This is a genomic window from Streptomyces sp. NPDC102270, assembly GCF_044766405.1.
Classification (GTDB): Bacteria; Actinomycetota; Actinomycetes; order Streptomycetales; family Streptomycetaceae; genus Streptomyces.
Genome location: NZ_JBIWLX010000011.1, coordinates 238,013 through 257,249, shown reverse-complemented (window position 1 = coordinate 257,249; position 19,237 = coordinate 238,013). Strand labels below are relative to the sequence as shown.

Sequence of the window (19,237 nt, the reverse complement as noted above, 5' to 3'; positions counted from 1 at the left end):
TCTCCATGGCGAAACCCGGCGCCACGTCACGTGCCGCGACCGCGCCCGCGCTCGACTGCCTGGACTTCGCCCTGGACCGGGGCAGTCCGGTGCCGCTGTACTACCAGCTCGCCCGGCAGCTGGAGGAGGCGATCGAGCACGGGAAGCTCGCCCCGGGAAACCTCCTGGGCAACGAGATCGACCTCTCGATCCGCCTCGGCCTGTCCCGCCCGACCGTCCGCCAGGCCATCCAGACCCTGGTGGAGAAGGGCCTGCTGGTCCGCCGGCGCGGGGTGGGCACGCAGGTGGTGCACAGCCAGGTCAAGCGCCCCCTGGAACTCAGCAGCCTCTACGACGACCTGGAGGCGGCCGGGCAGGGTCCGGCGACGCGCGTCGTGCGCCACGAGACCGTGCCGGCCTCCGCCGACGTGGCGGCCGCCCTGTCCCTCCCGGAGGGCAGCGCGGTCACGGTACTGGAGCGCCTGCGCCTGACCCACGGCCAACCGGTGGCCCTGCTCTGCAACCACCTGCCCACCGACCTCCTCGACCTCGACGACGCCCGCCTGGAGTCCACCGGCCTCTACCGCATGCTGCGCACCGCCGGTGTCACCCTCCACAGCGCCCGCCAGACCATCGGCGCCCGCTCGGCCACCGCCGAGGAGGCCGCCCGCCTCGACGAGGAGGAGGGCGCGGCGGTCCTGACCATGCAGCGCACGGCCTACGACGACACCGGCCGCCCGGTCGAGTACGGCAGCCACATCTACCGGGCGTCGCGGTACACCTTCGACTTCCAGCTGCTCGTCAGGCCCTGACACAGGGGGCTGGACCCCAGCCGAGGCCGGTTCAGTGCGCCCCGTCCAGCCGCGCCCGCTGCTCCGCTGTCAGCTCCAGATCCACCGCCTCCAGGTTCTCCTCCAGCTGCGCCAGGGAGGAGACTCCCGCGAGCGGGACGATCGGGAGGTCCGAGCCGATCTGCCAGGACAGGACCACCTGGTTGACGGTGGCGCCCGTTTCCTTCGCCACCTCGGCCAGGGCCCGCAGCCGGGGCGGGGTGCCCGGGTGGTCGAAGTCTGCGGGGAGGCGGTCCGGGTGGGTGTAGGCGCCCTTCAGGAGGGGTGAGTACGCGACCAGAGTGAGGGCGGGCTCGGCGCGCAGGTAGCTCAGCAGGTCCGCGCCGGCGTGGCCGAGGCTGCCGTCGGGGAAGAGGGGGTCGGGGACGTCGGTGCGGGGGCGCAGGTGGCTGTGGGCGTACTGGAGGACCTCGTAGCCGGGAAGGCCGGCCGCTGCCGCGAGGGCCCGGGCCCGTTCCACCCGCCACACCGCGTGGTTGCTCACGCCGAGCAGGCCCACCGTGCCCTCGGCGACCAGTTCGGCGAACCCCTCCACCGTCTCCTGGAGCGGGACCCTGGGGTCCTCTATGTGTGCGTAGAGGAGATCCAGCTTGGACACGCCGAGGCGTTCCCGGCTGCGTTCCGCGGACTCGCGGATCACCTTGGCCGACAGGCCCTCCGCGTTGTCGAGGTAGCTCGTGCCGGGGGCCAGGGGGCGGGCGCCGAGCTTCGTGGCGATGACGATCTCGTCGCCGATGCCGCGGCTGCGCCGCCAGCGGCCGAGCAGTTCCTCGCTCTGGCCGCCTTGGCCGCCGTCCTCCCAGAAGGCGTAGTTGTCGGACGTGTCGATGAAGGTGCCGCCGGCCTCGACATAGCGGTCGAGGACGGCGAAGGAGGTCTCCTCGTCGGTCCGTGAGCCGAACAGCATCGCGCCGAGCGCGAGGACACTGACCTCGCGGCGGGTCGCCGGGTCGGTGCCGATGGTGCGGTACTTCATGATGATGTCCTCCCGTGGGTACCCGTCTTCGGGGCACACACGGGAGTCTTCATCTTGAAGCGCACTTCAAGTCAAGGGCCCGCGTGCTCACTTGGTGAACGGGATCACTTGGCGAACGGCCCCTCCAGTGCCGCCCATTGGAGCAACATGATCGTCTTGGCGTCGGCGATCTCCCCGGTACGGATCATCTCCAGGGCCCTGCGGAAGGGCAGTTCGAGGATCTCGATGTCCTCGCCCTCCTCGTGGAGGCCCCCGCCCTCGTGGGTACGGGTCGACGAGGCGTACTCGGCGGCGTAGAAGCTGACGCGCTCGGTGACCGAGCCGGGGCTCATGTAGACATCGAAGACGTGGCGGACCTCGCCGATGGTGTGCCCGGTCTCCTCGACGACCTCGCGCCGTACGGCGAGCTCGGGGTGCTCGTCATCGTCGTCGAGCAGACCGCCGGGGGTCTCGATCAGCAGCCCGTCGGGGTGGCCGTTGACATACACCGGGAAGCGGAACTGGCGCGTGAGCAGGACGGTTTCGCGTTCCGCGTCGTACAGCAGCATGGTGGCGCCGTTGCCGCGGTCGTGGGTCTCGCGCTGCTGGGTGCTCCAGGTTCCGTCGGCGCGCTGGAGGTCGAAGGTCGTGGCCCGCTCGACGTACCAGTGGCTGGACAGCAGTTTCACCTCCCGGACCTTGACGCGCGGGTTGCCGGTCAGGGCGAGGCCGGTGCGGTCGAGTCCGGTGCGGCCCCGGCGGTCGGGGATGTCGGCGCCCTCGGTCATCGGACACCCGCCGGGCGGGTGGAGGAGCGGGAGAAGTGCGAGTTGGTCATGACCGCTTCTACCATTGTGGGGCGGGCCGCGTCCCGTGCGGCACCCCTTCCCCGGCGGGCCGCACGGTGCTTAGCGTGCTCGTATGGATCATCCGCGGCAGCCGTCCCCACGGCACTTCGACCACTGCCCCTGGCTCTTCGCCGACGAGGCGACCGAGGAACAGCGCGCCGCTCAGCGGGAGGTGCAGGAGGCGATCGGCGGCGACACCGGGATCGGTGAGCGGTGTTACGTCGCCGAATCCGCGGCGGTGTTCCCGGACCGGCTGCGGCTCGGCGACGACTCGTACATCGCCGCGCACGCCTATGTCACCGACGAGCTGACCACCGGCTCGGACTGCACGCTCAACCCGTTCACCACGGTGCGCGGGAACGTCGTTCTCGGCGACGGCGTCCGCATCGGCGCCCACACCTCGCTGCTCGGCTTCAACCACTCCATGGCCCCCGACCGGCCCGTCTTCCGCCAGCCGCTCACCAGCCGCGGCATCCTGGTCGGGGACGACGTCTGGATCGGCTCACACGTGATCGTCGTGGACGGCGTGACCATCGGCGACCACTGCGTGATCGGGGCGGGAGCGGTGGTCACCCGAGATCTCCCGGCATGGTCGGTGGCCGCGGGGAATCCGGCACGCGTGCTGCGGGATCGCCGGGAGACGGCGACCGGACACACCGAGCCACGACCGGCCGACGACCCCACGGCTGCGACCGACTCGGAGACCGGTCCCCCTCCCGGACCAGGGACGCCGGCCGAGAACGATCCGGCGCGGGCACTGCGGGACCGGCGGAAGGAGGGGGTGGTGGACGCAGCGGTGGAGGCCGTGGCGCCAGGGGCAGCGGTACGGCCGGACGGCGGCCCCACGGCTACGACCCGCCCGGCGGCGAAGGACGCGGAGGCTTCCACGGTCGGGAGCGCATGGGCAGCGGTGGGTCCGGCGGGGGCGCGGCCGGGAGGCGGCCGTACGCCTGTGTCCGGCGCCGGACTCGGACTCGGCGGTGGTGATCTGGCCGCCTTCGCCGACACCGCGCGGGCCCAGGCCGGCGAGCTGCTCGACCGTTGCTGGGACGGTGGGCGATACGTCGACCGGCCCGGTGTCGCGCCTACCGTGCGGGCCCACTGCGATGCCGTGGAGATCGCCGACGTGCTGCTCGGGGCCGTACCGGAGCACTTGTCCGCCGAGGAGCACATCGAGCGGCTGAGCGGGCTCCAGGATCCGAAGAGCGGTCTCGTGCCGGAGTTCGGCGAACCCCTTCCGGTGACGGACGCCGACGGGTTCATCGGCGAGGGAGCGGCTCTCTATCACGTGCTGTGCGTGGGATACGCCCTCGATCTGCTGGGCACCGGTCTCCCTCATCCGGTGTGCGGGGCCGAGGACATGACTGCGCACCAACTCCTTGTACGACTGGACGCGTTGCCCTGGCGGACCGGGGCATGGGGCGCCGGTGCCTGGGTCGACAGCCTTGCCACCGCGGCCCATTGGAACCTGCGGCACAGCGACGGTGGCGGCGCGGGCAACGGGACGCCGGAGTCGCTGTTCGGCTGGCTGCTGACCAGGGTCGATCCATGGACCGGGATGTGGGGCAGCCCCTCCGCCGAGGAGGGCCGGCTCCAGATGGTCAACGGCTACTACCGGCTGACCCGGGGATCGTTCGCTCAGTTCGGGCTGCCGGTGCCGTATCCCGAGCGGGTCGTGGACACGGTCCTGGACCATGCCCGCGACACCCGGCATTTCGGGCCCGGGCGGGAGAACGCCTGCAACGTGCTCGACGTCGCTCACCCCCTGTGGCTGTGCACCCGGCAGCTCGGCCAAGCCACCGGCGGTTACGGCGGATACCGCTCCGGCGAGATCCGCGACTGGGCAGAGGCACAGCTGTCCACGGTCCTGCGCCGCTGGCAGGGCGGCCGGGGCCTCGGCTTCGGCCCCGGCGCCGCGGGGCCCGGCCCGGAGCCCGGCCTCCAGGGCACGGAGATGTGGCTGGCCATCACCTGGTACCTCGCCGATCTGCTGGGCCGCTCCGACGAACTCGGCTACCGCCCCCGCGGCATCCACCGCCCCGAACCGGCCCGGCAGGGAATCGGCGGTCTTGGGCTGAGCTGACCGGGGACCGCCCTCGGCTCAGGAGATCTCGAACGCTCCGAGGTCCGGCGCCTGCCCCTGGTACGGCAGTCCGACGTTCACGCCCTTGTCGATCAAGGTGCTGTCGGCCCTGGGGCGGAGGCCGGGCGGCACGGGCAGGCTCCCGTCGGTCCGGCGGGGCGCGTCCCAGCCGGACGTCGAAACACTCTGGAACTGGCCGTCCGACAGGGTGACGCCCAGGTTCCAGGAGTTGTTCGTGGCACTCGTGCCGGTCATGTTCGATGTCAACGTGCCGGTGTACGCGAGGTTGTTGCGCAGGTTGCCCCGGCCCACGGCGGCGCCGGCCGCGTCGACGCCCAGCATGTTGAAGTCGGGGTGATTGCCGTACCCCGTGTTGTTCAAGTAGTCGTTGGCGACCGGGTGGTGGTTGGCGTAGAAGCCGGACGCCCGGTTGAGGAACGCCACCGACGTGCGCACGGTGTGCTTGACGGCCCCGGCGTCGTAGTCGCCGCCGTAGCCGCCCGCCTTGAAGCCGGTGCCGTTGCCGGCCGCGGTGGTGGTGCCCGGAAGGTAGCCGTTGCGCCACGCCCACGAGTTCTCGATGGTCACCGACGAGTAGGCGCTGATGAGGTCGAAGCCGTCGTCGGCGTTCCACCACGCGCGGCAGCCCCGGAACACATTGCCGGGGCGGCCCGCCGCGATGTGCGCGCCGAACCCGTCGGCGTTCTGTCCCGCCCCGTTGGAGGAGTTGGTGTCGTAGTTGTCGTGCGAGTCGGAGTTGAGGACGAGGTTGCCGGCGCCGTTCTGGATGAACAGGCCGGGTCCCATGTGGTGGTGGGTGTCGATCTGCTCGAAGGTGTTGTCGCTGCCCGAGATCCAGATGCCCCAGGACTCGTGGTTCAGCTTGTTGTTCTGCCGGACGCCGGTGACCTCCAGGCCCTTGAGGTGGATCCAGCTGCCGGTGACGTCGAAGCCCTTGATCCGGCAGTCGTCCGTCATCCCGGAGAAGTCGAAGACCGGCTTCTCCCCCGGATAGGCCCAGTAGCGGATCGGACTTCCCGAACTGCCGCTCTTGTTCAGGGTGATGGCGTCGACTCTGGCCGTCTGGCTCGTGCAGTCGCTGTTGGCGCGGGTGTAGCGGTAGGTGCCGCCCCGGAAGTACACGGTGTCGCCGGGCTGGGCGACGGCCTGGGCGTGGGCGATGGAAGCCCAGGGGGCGGCTTGCGTCCCTGCCGCGCTGTCGCTGCCGTTCGGGGAGACGTAATAGGTGGTCACGGCCGCCGCGCTGCTCACGGCCCCCGAACCGGCCGGGGTCACGAGGGGGCTCAGGGCGACCGCCGAGATCAGCAGCGCCCGCCCCACAAGCTGGGCAGAACTCATCGTTGACTCCAGGTTCATCCGTTGAGGAATCCGTCCAGGGCCGCCGTGGGGCGCCGCGTGCTCTCGTCCCAGGCCGAGCTGTTGTAGCCGTTGAACGACGGGTAGCCCTCGGGCTCCCAGAAGAAGGTGCCGAGACCGCCGAAGCCCTGCAGCCCGGTGACGAACGCCTTCAGCGAGTCGCGCACCTGGGTGGGCTTGCCGACCGGTCCGCCGTACTCGACCTGCATGACCGGCTTGCCGTAAGTGGACTGGATGGTCTGCATGTTGGCCAGCACGGCGGGCACGTTGCCGCCCTGCGCGTACGAGGACAGGCCGGTGATGTCCCACCTTCCGCCGTTGCCCCGGTACGCGTCGAGGAAGGTCTGGATGCTCGCCAGGTTCTGCGGCTGGGCGAGGTGCACCAGCACCGGTGTGCTCGGGAAGACCTGCTTGGACATGTCGTACGCCGCGTTCAGCAGGCCCGTCATCTGCGCCGGCCGCGTGACGCTGCCGACCGGCTTGCAGATACCGGAGTTGGTCTCGTTGCCGATCTTCACCCAGGCCGGGGTGACACCGTGGCTCTTGATGACGTTGCACGAGTGGTACACGTAGTCGTACATGGCGTCGAGCATCTGGCTGTAGGTCATGCCCGCCCAGGCCGCCGGCGGGTTCTGCACCCCGACCGAGTTCCAGGTGTCGCCGAAGTGGAAGCCGACGAGAACCTGCATGCCGGCGCTCTTGGCCCGCTGCGCGAGTTGGGCGGTCTCCTCGATGCCGCAGTGCCCGTTGGCCGGATCGCTGGAGGGGTTGACCCAGGTGCGCAGGCTCACCGCGGTGATGCCGTACCCCCTGAGGATCGTGAACGGGTCCTGGCGCACTCCGGCGCTGTTGTTCCAGTAGTAGCCCTGCGCCTCCATCTGCGGCAGCCAGCTGACGTCGGCGCCCTTGACGAAGGTCGCGGCCTGCGCGGGGGCCGCCAGGGGGCCCGTGCCCAGGGCGAGCGCGCCGGCGCCGGCTGCCGCGCCGAGCAGGAGGGTGCGCCGCGGTAAGCCGGAGGGGCCGGTTCGTTCGGTGTCGGTCATGTGGGTTCCTCGGTTCGCGAGATCCGGGCGGGGGGTGTGGCGGTACGGAACACCTCCCACCGGCGGGCTCGGCCGCGTGGCGGCCGGTACCGGGGCGGGAGCCGTCCGGGACTTCGCCTGTAGGTGGCCGCCGGTCCCGACGAGGTTGCCACTGCAGCGAAAGCCGCACTCAGTCTCCGGAACGCTCGAGAAAGGGTTCCCGCAGGCTTTCGCCAGTGCGGTTCACCGGAATTACCTCAGGCACGCCTCAGTGCACCGGAATGATGTCGGGGGCGCCGAGCCGTACCGCGTCGGCGGTCCGGTCGTCCGGCTGCTGCTGGGCCTCTCGTTCGGCGGCCACCCGCTTCAGGTAGTGGTCGACCTCGCGGTGCCGGCGCGCTCGGTCCCATCCCAGGTGTGGCGCCATCAGTTCCGCAACGGTCTGCGCCGCGTCCACCCCACGGTCCCAGGACTCGATGGAGATCCGGGTCCGGCGGGCGAGCACGTCCTCCAGGTGACGGGCACCCTCATGGGTCACCGCGTACACGGCCTCGACCCGCAGGTAGTCGTCGGAGCTCGGCAACGGCTCGCCGAGCGAGGAGTCGGCCGCGACCAGGGCGAGCAGCTCGTGCACCAGGGAGCCGTAGCGGTTCAACAGGTGCTCGACGCGGGCGACATGCAGCCCGGAGGACTGGGCGAGGTTGTGGCGGGAGTTCCAGAGGGCCGGATAGCCGTCGGCGCCGAGCAGCGGAACGCGGTGCGTGACGCAGTCGGGCACTTTCTCGTCCAGGCCGCGGGCCGCCTCGTCGACCGCGTCCTTGGCCATCACCCGATAGGTCGTGTACTTGCCGCCCGCCACCACGACGAGACCGGGTACCGGGTGTGCGACCAGGTGCTCCCGCGACAGTTTGCTGGTTTCCGCGGCCTCGCCCGACAGGAGGGGACGCAGACCGGCGTAGACGCCTTCGACATCCTCCGGAGCCAGCGGCGTGGCCAGGACGCTGTTGACGTGTTCCAGCAGGTAGGTGACGTCCTTGGAGCTGAGGGCGGGATGGGCCTTGTCGAGTGACCAGTCGGTGTCGGTGGTCCCGATGATCCAGTGTCGTCCCCAGGGGATGACGAACAGCACGCTCTTCTCGGTGCGGAGGATCAGCCCGGTGCGGGAGTTGATCCGGTCACGGGGGACCAGCAGGTGTACGCCCTTGGAGGCGCGGACGTGGAACTGGCCGCGCGTGCCGGTGAGGGCCTGGGTGTCGTCGGTCCACACGCCGGTCGCGTTGATGACCTGCTTGGCTCGCACCTCGGTCTCGTCGCCGGTCTCCAGATCCGTGACAGCGGCTCCCACCACCCGCTCGCCCTGCCGCAGGAAGCGGCTGACGCGGGTGCGGTTGGCGGCCAGCGCTCCGTAGGCGACGGCCGTGCGGACGAGGAACATGGTGTGCCGGGCGTCGTCGACCTGGGCGTCCCAGTACTGGATCGCGCCGACCAGGGCGTCGGAGCGCAGCGCGGGCGCCTCTTGCAGGGCTCGGCGCTTGAGCAGGTGGCGGTGGTGGGGCAGACCTCTGGAGGTACCGGAGGCCGCGGCCATGGTGTCGTACAGCAGCACGCCGGCGCCGACGTACGGACGTTCCCGGATCCGGTGTCGCAGGGGGTAGAGGAACGGCACCGGACGCACCAGATGAGGGGCCAGGAACTGCAGCAGGAGTCCGCGTTCCTTCAGGGCTTCGGCGACGAGCCGGAAGTCCAGCATCTCCAGGTAGCGCAGGCCGCCGTGGATGAGCTTGCTGGAGCGGCTGGACGTGCCCGAGGCCCAGTCCCGGGCTTCGACCAGGCCGACTCTCAGGCCCCGGGTGGCGGCGTCCAGGGCCGCGCCGGCGCCGACGACGCCGCCCCCGACGACGAGGACGTCGAGCTCACCCTCTCCCAGTCGGACGAGGGCCTCCGCGCGTGCCCCGGGCGAGAGAGCCACCGGGTTCGCCATGGTGTCCTCCTCGTGCAGCGGGTGCGGGTGGGGCCGCGCACGCGGCTCGCGCGGCCCCGTTCGGTCGCTCCCGGCCGGGACCTATTCGACCTTGGCCCAGTCGAGCGTGCGCTCCACCGCCTTCTTCCAGCCCGCGTATCCTTCCTCGCGCTGTTCCTCGGACCACTGGGGTTCCCAGCGCTTGGACTCCTGCCAGTGGGTGCGCAGTTCGTCCGTGTCCCGCCAGAATCCGGTGGCCAGACCGGCTGCGTAGGCGGCGCCGAGCGCGGTGGTCTCGGCGACGACCGGGCGGCTGACCGGGACGCCGAGCACGTCGGCCTGGATCTGCATGCACAGGTCGTTGGCCGTCACACCGCCGTCGACCTTGAGCACGTCGAGGTGGACGCCGGAGTCCTGCTCCATGGCTTCCACCACGTCGCGGCTCTGATAGCAGATGGCTTCCAGGGCGGCCCGCGCCAGGTGGCCGCCGTCGTTGTACCGGGCGAGGCCGACGATCGCGCCGCGGGCGTCGGAACGCCAGTACGGGGCGAACAGGCCGGAGAAGGCGGGGACGAAGTAGATCCCGCCATTGTCCTCGACGGTACGCGCCAGGCGTTCGCTCTCGGCGGCGTCATTGATGATCTTCAGTTGGTCGCGCAGCCATTGCACCGCGGAGCCCGTGACGGCGATGGAGCCTTCGAGGGCGTAGATCGCCGGGCTGTCGCCGAACTGGTACGCCACGGTGGTCAGCAGGCCGTGCTGGGACCGCACGAGTTCCGTGCCGGTGTTGAGCACCAGGAAGTTGCCGGTGCCGTAGGTGTTCTTGGCTTCGCCCGGCGCGTAGCAGACCTGCCCGACGGTGGCTGCCTGCTGGTCGCCGAGCACCCCGGTGATGGGGATGGCGGCCCGCAGCGGCCGGGACGTACGGGTCTGTCCGAACGCCTCCCGGTGGGAGGACGGGCTGATGGTCGGCAACATCGCCCGGGGAACGCCGAAGAAACCCAGCAGTTCGTCGTCCCAGTCGAGGGTCTCCAGGTCCATCAGCATGGTGCGGCTGGCATTGGTCACGTCGGTGGCGTGGATGCCGCCGTCGGGGCCGCCGGTGAGGTTCCACAGCACCCAGGCGTCGGTGTTGCCGAAGAGGGCATGGCCCTGCTCGGCCGCCTCGCGGACTCCGTCGACGTTCTCCAGGATCCACTGGATCTTGCCGCCGGAGAAGTACGTGGCCGGTGGCAGCCCTGCCTTGCGGCGGATGACGTCACCCTGGCCCGAGCGGTCCAGCGCCGCCGCGATGGAGTCGGTACGGGTGTCCTGCCAGACGATGGCGTTGTAGTAGGGGCGGCCGTTGCGCGGGTCCCAGACGACGGTCGTCTCCCGTTGGTTGGTGATACCGATGGCCGCCAGGTCCTCCGGCGAGAGGTTTCCGTGCCGGAGGGCGTTCTGGATCACCGAGTTGGTGCGCTCCCAGATCTCCACCGGGTCGTGTTCGACCCACCCCGAGCGCGGGAGGATCTGTGAGTGCTCCAGCTGGTGCCTCGCCACCTCGTTGCCGGCATGGTCGAAGATCATGAAACGGGTGCTGGTGGTCCCCTGGTCCACCGCGCCGACGAAGTCCGCCATGGGATGCCGCCTCTCCTTGGGGCTCTCCCGGGGCAGCCGGATCACGGCAACCCCGGAAGCCGGTCAGCTTTCGTGCCGCTCTCGTGTCAGGTCTCGGTCTCGTCCGGGGCCGGTACCCGTCCCGGGGGCTCCGGCTCGGCGGTCGGCAGGAACCGGCCGATGAAGACCTTGTACAGGCCCGCTCCCAGCAGACCTCCGATCAGCGGACCGATGATCGGCACCCAGAAGTAGAAGTTCCCGTACTGATCTCGCCACGCTCCGCCGTACCCGGTGAAGAAGCTGGCCAGCCGGGGACCGAAGTCGCGTGCCGGGTTGATCGCGTAACCCGCGTTGGTACCCCAGGCCATACCGATGCCCACGACGATCAGACCGACGATGAACGGCGCCAGGTTGGCACCGGGGGGCGTGTTGAGCAGGTCCGTGACCGCCATGATCAGCAGCAGCAGGATCGCGGTGCCGATGATCTGGTCGCGGAAGGCGCCCCATTCGTGGACCGGCAGGTTCGGGTTGCCGTTGGCGGGCAGGGTGGAGAACACGCCCTGCGTCTTGATCGTGTGGGTGGGATCCGCCTTCGCCAGCGCCTCGGTGTAGTTCCACCGGACGAGCAGGGCTGCCACGAAGGCGCCGGCCGTCTGGGCCAGCGCGTAGGGAGCCACCTTGCTCCACGGGAAACCCTTGAACGCCGCCAGCGCGACGGTCACCGCGGGATTGAGGTGAGCACCGCTCAGCCTCGCCGCGACATACACACCCAGGGTGACGCCGAGGCCCCAGGCCCAGGCGATGCTGTCGTGGTTTCCCAGGCCACCCGGTGGAGTCGTGAGGGCTCCGCCTGCCACGACCTGAGCCACCACGCCACAACCGAAGAGGATGAGGATCATCGTGCCGGCGAATTCCGCTGAAAGCTCGCCGACCAGTCCTGATCTCTTGAGTCGCTCAGCCATGGGTACCCGCTTCCCGCCGGCCCGAGGACCGGCCGTCGACTCCCCCGAGTACTCCACACATCAGTGTAAAACGGGCCAGAGTTATGCGCGCGCGAGGCGACATTGCGACTCACGAGCAGCTTTCGGCGGTGCGGGCGACCTGGGCGCCGATGTGGACGCGACGCACGCAACGGGTTCCGCGTCGTCATCGCCGGGTGTGTTGAACACGTTGAGCGCCACGAAGTCCTGCCCGCCCGGTGCCGGACTCAAGCGCAGCGGTCAAGGGCGCCTTCGACAACGGCCGCAACTGCGGTCCCGGCAAGCATTACGCCGTCGGCAAACCGGGTGGGCTCCCGGGACCCGCGGCGCTCGGGCGGCACCCGCCCTCGCGGTCCACGCGGCTGCCTGGACCGAAGGGGCCGCGCCCCCGCCCCTGGGAGGCGGGCGGCAGCGAGCACCGATCGCGGATGTCCGCGGGGAGACGGACACTGGTCGTGTGGTGTGCGATCGCGCATGCGCCCGCCTGTCACCGGCTGTGCCCGAGCTCCGTGAGGACACGAGGCACGGGCTCCGCCGCCGGTTCCACCCGGGAGGTTCCCATGAAGATGCTGATCAACAGTCCGGAGACCGTGGTCGCCGATGCCCTGCGGGGGGTGGCTGCCGCCCACCCGGAGTTGGACGTGGACGTGGAGCGGCGGGTGGTCGTACGGCGAGACGCGCGGGAGGGCGGGCGGGTCGGGCTGGTGTCCGGGGGCGGCTCCGGGCACGAGCCGCTGCACGCCGGGTTCGTCGGGTACGGGATGCTGTCGGCCGCGTGTCCCGGCGATGTGTTCACCTCGCCCGTTCCGGACCAGATGCTGCGCGCGGCGAGCGCCGTCGAGGCCGGCCAGGGCGTGCTGTTCGTCGTCAAGAACTACACCGGGGACGTGCTGAACTTCCAGATGGCCGCCGAGCTCGCCGAGGAGGACGGCGTCCGGGTCGAGCGGGTCCTGGTCGACGACGACGTCGCCGTCACCGACAGCCTGTACACGGCCGGGCGGCGGGGCACCGGGGCGACCCTGTTCGTGGAGAAGATCGCCGGGGCGGCCGCCGAGGAGGGCGCACCGCTGGAGCAGGTGGCCGCGATCGCCCGGCGCGTCAACGAGTCCTCGCGCAGCTTCGGCGTGGCGCTCAGCGCCTGCGCCACTCCCGCGAAAGGCGGCCCGACCTTCGACCTGCCGGACGGGGAGATGGAGCTCGGGGTCGGGATCCACGGCGAGCCGGGCCGGGAGCGGCGCGCGATGATGCCGGCCCGGGCGATCGCGGAGGTCGCGGTGGGCGCCGTACTCGACGAGCTGGTGGAGGTGGCTCCGGCCGACGGGCCGGTACTGGCCCTTGTCAACGGGATGGGTGCGACGCCGCTGCTGGAGCTGTACGGGTTCCACGCCGAGGTGGCCGGGCTGTTGGAGGCCCGGGGCGTGCCGGTGGCGCGGACGCTCGTGGGCAACTACGTCACGTCGCTGGACATGGCGGGCTGCTCGGTGACACTGTGCCGGGCCGACGCGGAGATGCTGCGGCTGTGGGACGCGCCCGTGCAGACCGCCGCGCTGCGCTGGGGCCGCTGACCCCATGGTGGCGGTAGGACCGGCCGCACCCGATGCGAGGCGAGGACATCCGGTGCGGGGGCGAGGACTTCCTCCGGCGCTGGAGGGCGGCCGCTGCGGCCGCCATGGCCACCGCGGAGCGTGAGGCGGACCCGGCCGGCCGAGCCGGCTCCTCGTCGGGGACGCCGACCACGGGAGCAACCTGCCAGGTGGTTTCACCGCGGTCCGGGGGCCTTGGAGGGGTGGGACCGCGAGGGTGCACGCGGTGGGTGCAGGCAAGTGCCCGGACAGGTACGCCAGTGCGGATCCGTGATGTGGCCGTGCGACGCACCAACCAGAAGTGGAACCTCAGCTGACTCCACCCCTGTCCGGGCCGGGCACGCCCCGGCCCGGACGCGGCGAAGCGAAAGGAACGCGCCCCCTTGTCAGGGCCATGACCCTCTTCTACAGTCCCCGGACACGGAGACCATGGGAGCGCTCCCATGAGGGAGGTGGTCCAGCGCTCACTCCCCTCCCTCCGAGAGGACTCCCGTACGAACGTCACGGCGCCCCGTCACGAAGAAGGCGGATCCCCCCATGCAGCTTCTTTCGACCCCCCGCTCGCCCGCCCGAAGGCGCACCGCCATGTTGCTGGCAGCGCTCTGCTGCGCCGCGTTACCCGTCGTGGCCGCGGCGGCCCAGCCGCCCGCGGCGAGTGCCGCCGCCTCTGAGGTCCTGGGCAACGCGACCCACTTCGCCGGGCTCGGCAGCCCCTACGGCGGCTGCGGTCTGCCGCAGCGCGAACTGGACAGCCAGGACTTCGTGGCGCTCAACGTGTTCAACACACCCGGCGACTACTCGAGCACCTACCCCCGCCCGGTGCCGGACTCAAGCGCAGCGGTCAAGGGCGCCTTCGACAACGGCCGCAACTGCGGCCGCTGGGTCAAGGTCACCATCGGGGACTACTGCACCGGCACCAACGACGGCGCCCCGGGCCGGCCCTTCTGCCGCGACGGCTCCTGGGTGGCCGACCAGTACAACGGGGCCACCATGACCATGCTCGTCGCGGACAGCTGCGCCGATTCCAACGCCTGGTGCCGGGACGACCCCAACCACCTCGACCTGGCAACCGACTCCCTCAACCGCTTCCGGATCGGCGGCACCCCAGTGGGGACGATGTACCCGGACCGCTGGAACAACCGTCATGTCTCCTGGAGCTTCGTCCCGGCCCCGGACTACAGCGGCGACATCCGTATCGGCTTCCTCAGGGGAGCCCAGCGGTACTGGCCCGCCATCGCCGTCTCCCATCTCCCGGACGGCATCCACGGCGTCCAGTACCTGGCGAACGGCACCTGGACCGACGCCGCGATGAACAGCGACATGGGGCAGTCCTACGTCATCGGCGCGACGGCCTCCGGCCAGAGCGGCTTCACCATACGTATCCGCGACGCAGCCGACGCCTGGCTGGGCGGCGGCCGTACGTACTCCTTCTCGCTGCCGTCAGGCTGCGCGGGAGGCTGCTCGCAGGACTACACCGCCGTCTCCTACACCACCGGCAGCTCTGGAGGGACACCACCTCCCACTCCCGCGCCGAGCCCCTCCGGCGACACCGCCTGCACGGCGGAGTGGAAGCTGACCGGCTCATGGCAGGGCGGGTACCAGGCCGACGTCACGGTCACCAACAGCGGGTCCCGGCCGGTCACCGACTGGTCGGTGCACCACACCCTGCCGGGCGGTGTGACCGTGGCGAACCGCTGGAACGCGGTGGTGGATCCGTCCCGCCCCGCCACCACCGTTCACAACGCCTCCTACAACGGCTCGCTGACACCGGGCGCGTCGACGACCTGGGGGATGACGCTCAGCGGCGACGCCCGAGACCTCGGCACACTCTCCTGCACCGCGTCCTGACTCTCAAGGATTGATCATGGCCATGACTTCATTACGCGTGTGCCGCCACCGCATGCCGGTCTGGGCGTTGGTGCTGACCGTGGTGGCGGTGGCGCTTCCTGCCATCGCGGCGTCGCGCGCTCAGGGTGCGGCGACGGGCTGCACGGTCACGTACACCACCGACGAGTGGTCCGGCGGCTTCACCGCCCAGATCCGCGTCACGAATCTCGGCGCCGCCCTGAACGGCTGGCGGCTGGAGTGGACCTACGGCGGCGACCAGCAGGTCACGTCCGCCTGGAACGCGCAGGTCACCCAGTCGGGCAGCGCGGTGGCCGCTGTGAACGTCGCGCACAATGCCGTGCTCGCCACCGGCGGGTCCGTGGACTTCGGGTTCCAGGGCATCTGGCGCACCGCCGACCCGGCTCCCACCGCCTTTGCCCTCAACGGCACGCCGTGCGGCGGAACCGCGGGTCCCACCCCGACGGCGACCGCCTCACCGACAGCGACCGCGACAGCCACGGCGCCGGCCGAATGCGCCGGGGCGACGATCTGCTCCGACTTCGAGGACCAGACCGGTACCGTGCCCTCGGGCCCCTGGCAGACCACGGCACCCGACTGCCAGGGCACGGGGAAGGTCAGCGTCGACACGTCCGTCGCCTACAGCGGCACCAGGTCGCTGCGCGTCGACGGCGGCGCCGGCTACTGCAACCACGTCTTCGCAGCCTCCACCCGCGATCTGTCCTCCGTCGGGCCCGTGGTGTACGTACGCATGCGGGTCCGGCACACCACCGCCCTGCCCATCGACCACGTCACCTTCGTATCCATGCCGGACGCCTCACAGGGCGGCAGGGCGCTGCGCGTCGGCGGGCAGAACGGCGCGCTGCAGTGGAACCGCGAGAGCGACGACGCGACGCTGCCGGAACAGAGCCCGGCGGGGGTCGCGCTCAGCACGCCGCTGCCGACGGGCCGGTGGCTGTGCCTGCGGTTCCAGATCGACACCACCGCCCAGTCCATGCGCACCTGGGTCGACGACCAGGAGGTCGCCGGACTGCACGTGGACGGGGTGGCGACCCAGAACGTCGACGGGCAGTGGCTCGCCCGCAGGACCCCTCCCCGCCCCACCGGCCTGCGCCTGGGGTGGGAGAGCTACGGCACCGGGGACGACACTCTCTGGTTCGACGACGTGGCCCTGGGCTCCTCACCGATCGGCTGCTGACGCCCGCATGGGATCCGTCGGCAAGACAGGATCTGAACGCGCGACAGTTGTTGATTCCTTGATCCGTACGGCACGCAGTACCCGTATCGAGCTCATCGATCTCTTACGGCAACGAGGAGATCAAGTGAAACGTCGTCACGCCTTGATGGCCACCGGCGCCGCCGGTGCACTGATCCTGGGTGGCCTTGCAATCGCCACCCTGCCCGCGTCGGCAGCCGCCAACGGCTGCTCGATCGCGTACAAGGTGCAGAGCGAATGGCCGGGAGGGTTCACCGCGAACCTGGCCATCACCAATCTCGGCTCCCCCGTGCGAGGGTGGACCGCGACGTTCGACTTCCCGAACTCCGACCAGAGGGTCACCAACGGCTGGAGTGCCACGTGGACACAGTCCGGAACCCGCGTGTCCGCCACCAGCCTCGACTGGAACGGAGCGCTGGATACGGGCAAGTCGGCTTCCATCGGGTTCACCGGTGCGTGGAAGGGCGCCAATCCGGAACCCGCACCGATTGCGCTCAACGGCGTGACCTGTACCGGCTCGGTGACATCTCCGACCCCCAGCCCCACCACCACTCCGACCAACGGTCCCAGTGATCCGGCCCCGGAGCTGAAGGTTTCCGGTAACAAGATCGTCACCGCGAGCGGCAAGCAGTACCGGCTGCTGGGTGTGGACCGCTCCAGCGGTGAATACGCTTGTGTGCAGGGCAAGGGGCTATGGGACAGCGGCCCGGTCGACCAGGCGTCCGTCGACGCGATGAAGACCTGGAACATCCACGCGGTACGCGTGCCGTTGAACGAGGAATGCTGGCTCGGTATCAACGGCTCGCCCAGTGGAGCCACCTACCAGCAGGGCGTCAAGGACTACGTCAACCTGCTGGTGGCCAACGGCATCACCCCGATCCTCGATCTGCACTGGACCCGGGGTGCGTACACCAACGGGCCGGACTGGCACTGCAAGGACGCCACCGCGACGTGCCAGAAGCCGATGCCGGACGCGCTGTACGCCCCCCAGTTCTGGACCGGTGTCGCCAACGCGTTCAAGGGCGACGACGCCGTCGTTTTCGATCTGTTCAACGAGCCGTACCCGGAGGTCGCAAGCAACTGGGACAAGACCCTCGGTTGGACGTGTTGGCGAGACGGCGGCACCTGCACCGGCCTCCCCTATGAAACCGCCGGCATGCAGGACCTGGTCGACGCTGTTCGGGCCACCGGAGCGACCAACGTCCTCATGCTGGGTGGCCTGGAGTGGGCCAACGACATGCGGGAGTGGCTGACGTACAAGCCGACCGACCCACTGAACAACCTCGCCGCGTCCTGGCACTCCTACAGCTTCAACGCCTGCGCGACCGAATCCTGCTGGGACAGCCAGGTCGCGCCGCTCGCACAACAGGTACCGGTCGTCATCGGTGAGTTCGGCCAGGACAACTGCGGCTTCGACTACATGCAGCGGCTGGTCGACTGGGCCGACGCGCACAACATGGGCTATCTCGCATGGACCTGGAACCCGTGGGGCTGCAGCACCGGCGCCGTACTCATCAAGGACTGGGCCGGAACCCCGGAACCTGGCGTCGGCGAGGGGCTGAAGGCCCACCTGATCAGCCAGGACCCCTACACGACCTCGTAGCCGCGCACCCAGCGGCTGCCCAGCCGCGTACGACGCCGCCCCGGCCGGATGCCCCAACGGCACAACTCGGCCCGGGCGGCTCTCGACCACCACGAGTGTGAGTGTGGCGAGGTGCTCGAACCGCAGCCCACAGGGGAGTCGCCTGCTCCCGGACTCCGGGTGTGAACCCGGTCGGCGGCCGGCATCGGAGCGTCCCTCACCGGCCGGATGCCCATGCGTCCTTGTCCGACAGAATTCCTCGTGCGTGCGGGCGGGGGATCTGCTTGACAGTGCAGGCCGCGGGCGCTTGGCGACCGGCTCCAGGCCACCGGTGACGGCATCGTCGAGGTCAACCCCGCCCGGGCGCCGGCCGGCGACCACTACCGCGGCTGGGGAGATCGCGACCCTTCGCCGCCTGCACCGCCGCCCGGATGGGCGAGGTCTCAGGCTGCCGCTTCGGAGACATCGACACCAGCCGATGGATCTGGACTGGGGCGACCGCCCGCTGCGAAGGCGCGGTCCCCGACCGGTCCCCACAAATGATCAAGGGCCGGTTGCGGAAACCTCCGAAACCGGCCCTCACCTGCGACTGTCTCCAGTCGGGACGACAGGATTTGAACCTGCGACCCCTTGACCCCCAGTCAAGTGCGCTACCAAGCTGCGCCACGTCCCGGTGCGCTGCCCCGCGGCGGACCGCGGGAACGCGCGGTCAGAACTTTACCCCACGTCGGGGGCCGGACCGAAGCCGGCACCGAGCGCGGGACAATCGTCGTATGGCCAGTACATCCTCAGGACGGCAGACGGACGCCCGGGACCGGGACAGCGAGGGGCGGGCGCGCAACGCCCGACCGCGGGACGGGCTCGGGCGGCCACTTCCGTACGGCGCCGACGGCGTCGCCCGGCAGCCGGAGGGCGTGGTGCGCACCCCGCAGCAGACCGTGGCCGAGGCTCAGGAACTACTGAACGCCGGGCGCCCCTTCCACGCGCACGAGGTCTTCGAGGACGCCTGGAAGTCGGGGCCCGACGAGGAGCGCGCCCTGTGGCGGGGGCTGGCCCAGCTCGCGGTGGGGCTGACCCACGCGGCCCGGGGGAACGTCACGGGCGGGGCGAGGCTGCTGCGGCGCGGCGCCGGTGCCCTGGAGGAGTGGGGCGCGTCGACTGTCGGGCGGGGGAAGCAGTCGTACGGGATGGATCTGGCCGGGCTCACCGGGTGGGCCCGGCAGCTGGCACAGGAGGTGGAGCAGAGCGGCTCGGCGGTGGACGCCCGGGCCCGCAGTCCTCGGCTACGAGGGTGACGCGGGGCACGTGAGCGCTGCGCAGCGGCTTTTGGGGCGATGCCCAGTGCGGGTGGGCTCTG

At 70.6% G+C, this 19,237-nt stretch carries 14 protein-coding genes and 1 tRNA gene; 7 read left to right on the top strand and 8 right to left on the bottom strand.

The features are described from left to right. Positions 1 to 5 precede the first annotated feature (5 nt). On the top strand, positions 6 to 791 hold the full coding sequence (locus ACIRP7_RS24515) for a GntR family transcriptional regulator (protein ID WP_352380548.1): 786 nt from the start codon (positions 6 to 8) through the stop codon (positions 789 to 791). A gap of 31 nt (positions 792 to 822) precedes the next feature. Here ACIRP7_RS24515 and ACIRP7_RS24510 read toward each other — a convergent pair whose 3' ends face one another. Both ACIRP7_RS24510 and ACIRP7_RS24505 read right to left on the bottom strand, forming a co-directional pair. Then, positions 823 to 1,806, bottom strand: coding sequence for an aldo/keto reductase (locus ACIRP7_RS24510; protein ID WP_403663290.1), 984 nt, complete (start codon positions 1,804 to 1,806; stop codon positions 823 to 825). Between the two features lie 104 nt (positions 1,807 to 1,910). Continuing rightward, the gene (locus ACIRP7_RS24505) at positions 1,911 to 2,573 is read right to left on the bottom strand and encodes an NUDIX domain-containing protein (RefSeq protein WP_403663287.1); all 663 of its coding nucleotides are present in this window, start codon (positions 2,571 to 2,573) and stop codon (positions 1,911 to 1,913) included. A gap of 133 nt (positions 2,574 to 2,706) precedes the next feature. Between ACIRP7_RS24505 and ACIRP7_RS24500 the strand changes: the two genes are divergently transcribed. Beyond that, on the top strand, positions 2,707 to 4,716 hold the full coding sequence (locus tag ACIRP7_RS24500; protein WP_403663284.1) for an acyltransferase: 2,010 nt from the start codon (positions 2,707 to 2,709) through the stop codon (positions 4,714 to 4,716). An 18-nt stretch (positions 4,717 to 4,734) separates the two neighbouring features. Here the strand turns inward: ACIRP7_RS24500 and ACIRP7_RS24495 are convergent, their stop codons facing one another. The 5 genes from ACIRP7_RS24495 to ACIRP7_RS24475 form a co-directional block, all read right to left on the bottom strand. Further along, positions 4,735 to 6,075 (bottom strand): right-handed parallel beta-helix repeat-containing protein, encoded by a 1,341-nt coding sequence (locus ACIRP7_RS24495; protein ID WP_403663281.1) that lies wholly within the window; start codon positions 6,073 to 6,075, stop codon positions 4,735 to 4,737. A 14-nt stretch (positions 6,076 to 6,089) separates the two neighbouring features. Continuing rightward, positions 6,090 to 7,136 carry a glycosyl hydrolase 53 family protein gene (locus ACIRP7_RS24490; RefSeq protein WP_403663278.1) on the bottom strand — a complete coding sequence of 349 codons (1,047 nt, stop codon included), beginning with the start codon at positions 7,134 to 7,136 and terminating at the stop codon, positions 6,090 to 6,092. A 247-nt stretch (positions 7,137 to 7,383) separates the two neighbouring features. Next, positions 7,384 to 9,096 (bottom strand): glycerol-3-phosphate dehydrogenase/oxidase, encoded by a 1,713-nt coding sequence (locus ACIRP7_RS24485; RefSeq protein ID WP_403663275.1) that lies wholly within the window; start codon positions 9,094 to 9,096, stop codon positions 7,384 to 7,386. Between the two features lie 81 nt (positions 9,097 to 9,177). After that, a complete protein-coding gene (glpK, locus tag ACIRP7_RS24480; RefSeq protein WP_403663272.1) occupies positions 9,178 to 10,695 on the bottom strand; it encodes a glycerol kinase GlpK in 1,518 nt (505 codons plus the stop codon). An 86-nt stretch (positions 10,696 to 10,781) separates the two neighbouring features. Next, complete coding sequence (locus ACIRP7_RS24475) at positions 10,782 to 11,636, bottom strand: MIP/aquaporin family protein (protein WP_403663269.1); 855 nt, start codon at positions 11,634 to 11,636, stop codon at positions 10,782 to 10,784. A gap of 578 nt (positions 11,637 to 12,214) precedes the next feature. Between ACIRP7_RS24475 and dhaK the strand changes: the two genes are divergently transcribed. From dhaK to ACIRP7_RS24455, 4 genes are all read left to right on the top strand, one after another. After that, positions 12,215 to 13,219 carry a dihydroxyacetone kinase subunit DhaK gene (dhaK, locus tag ACIRP7_RS24470; RefSeq protein ID WP_403663266.1) on the top strand — a complete coding sequence of 335 codons (1,005 nt, stop codon included), beginning with the start codon at positions 12,215 to 12,217 and terminating at the stop codon, positions 13,217 to 13,219. A 603-nt stretch (positions 13,220 to 13,822) separates the two neighbouring features. Further along, positions 13,823 to 15,085: a cellulose binding domain-containing protein gene (locus ACIRP7_RS24465; protein WP_403663263.1), complete on the top strand. Its 1,263-nt coding sequence runs from the start codon at positions 13,823 to 13,825 to the stop codon at positions 15,083 to 15,085. 16 nt (positions 15,086 to 15,101) lie between these two features. After that, positions 15,102 to 16,280 (top strand): cellulose binding domain-containing protein, encoded by a 1,179-nt coding sequence (locus tag ACIRP7_RS24460; protein ID WP_403663260.1) that lies wholly within the window; start codon positions 15,102 to 15,104, stop codon positions 16,278 to 16,280. Positions 16,281 to 16,425: 145 nt separating this feature from the next. Beyond that, a complete protein-coding gene (locus ACIRP7_RS24455) occupies positions 16,426 to 17,901 on the top strand; it encodes a cellulase family glycosylhydrolase (RefSeq protein ID WP_403663595.1) in 1,476 nt (491 codons plus the stop codon). 578 nt (positions 17,902 to 18,479) lie between these two features. Here ACIRP7_RS24455 and ACIRP7_RS24450 read toward each other — a convergent pair. Then, positions 18,480 to 18,553 (bottom strand) — tRNA-Pro (locus ACIRP7_RS24450). A 100-nt stretch (positions 18,554 to 18,653) separates the two neighbouring features. Between ACIRP7_RS24450 and ACIRP7_RS24445 the strand changes: the two genes are divergently transcribed. After that, entirely contained in the window at positions 18,654 to 19,175 is a 522-nt protein-coding gene (locus ACIRP7_RS24445) for a DUF309 domain-containing protein (RefSeq protein ID WP_403663257.1), read from the top strand. Positions 19,176 to 19,237: the final 62 nt, after the last annotated feature.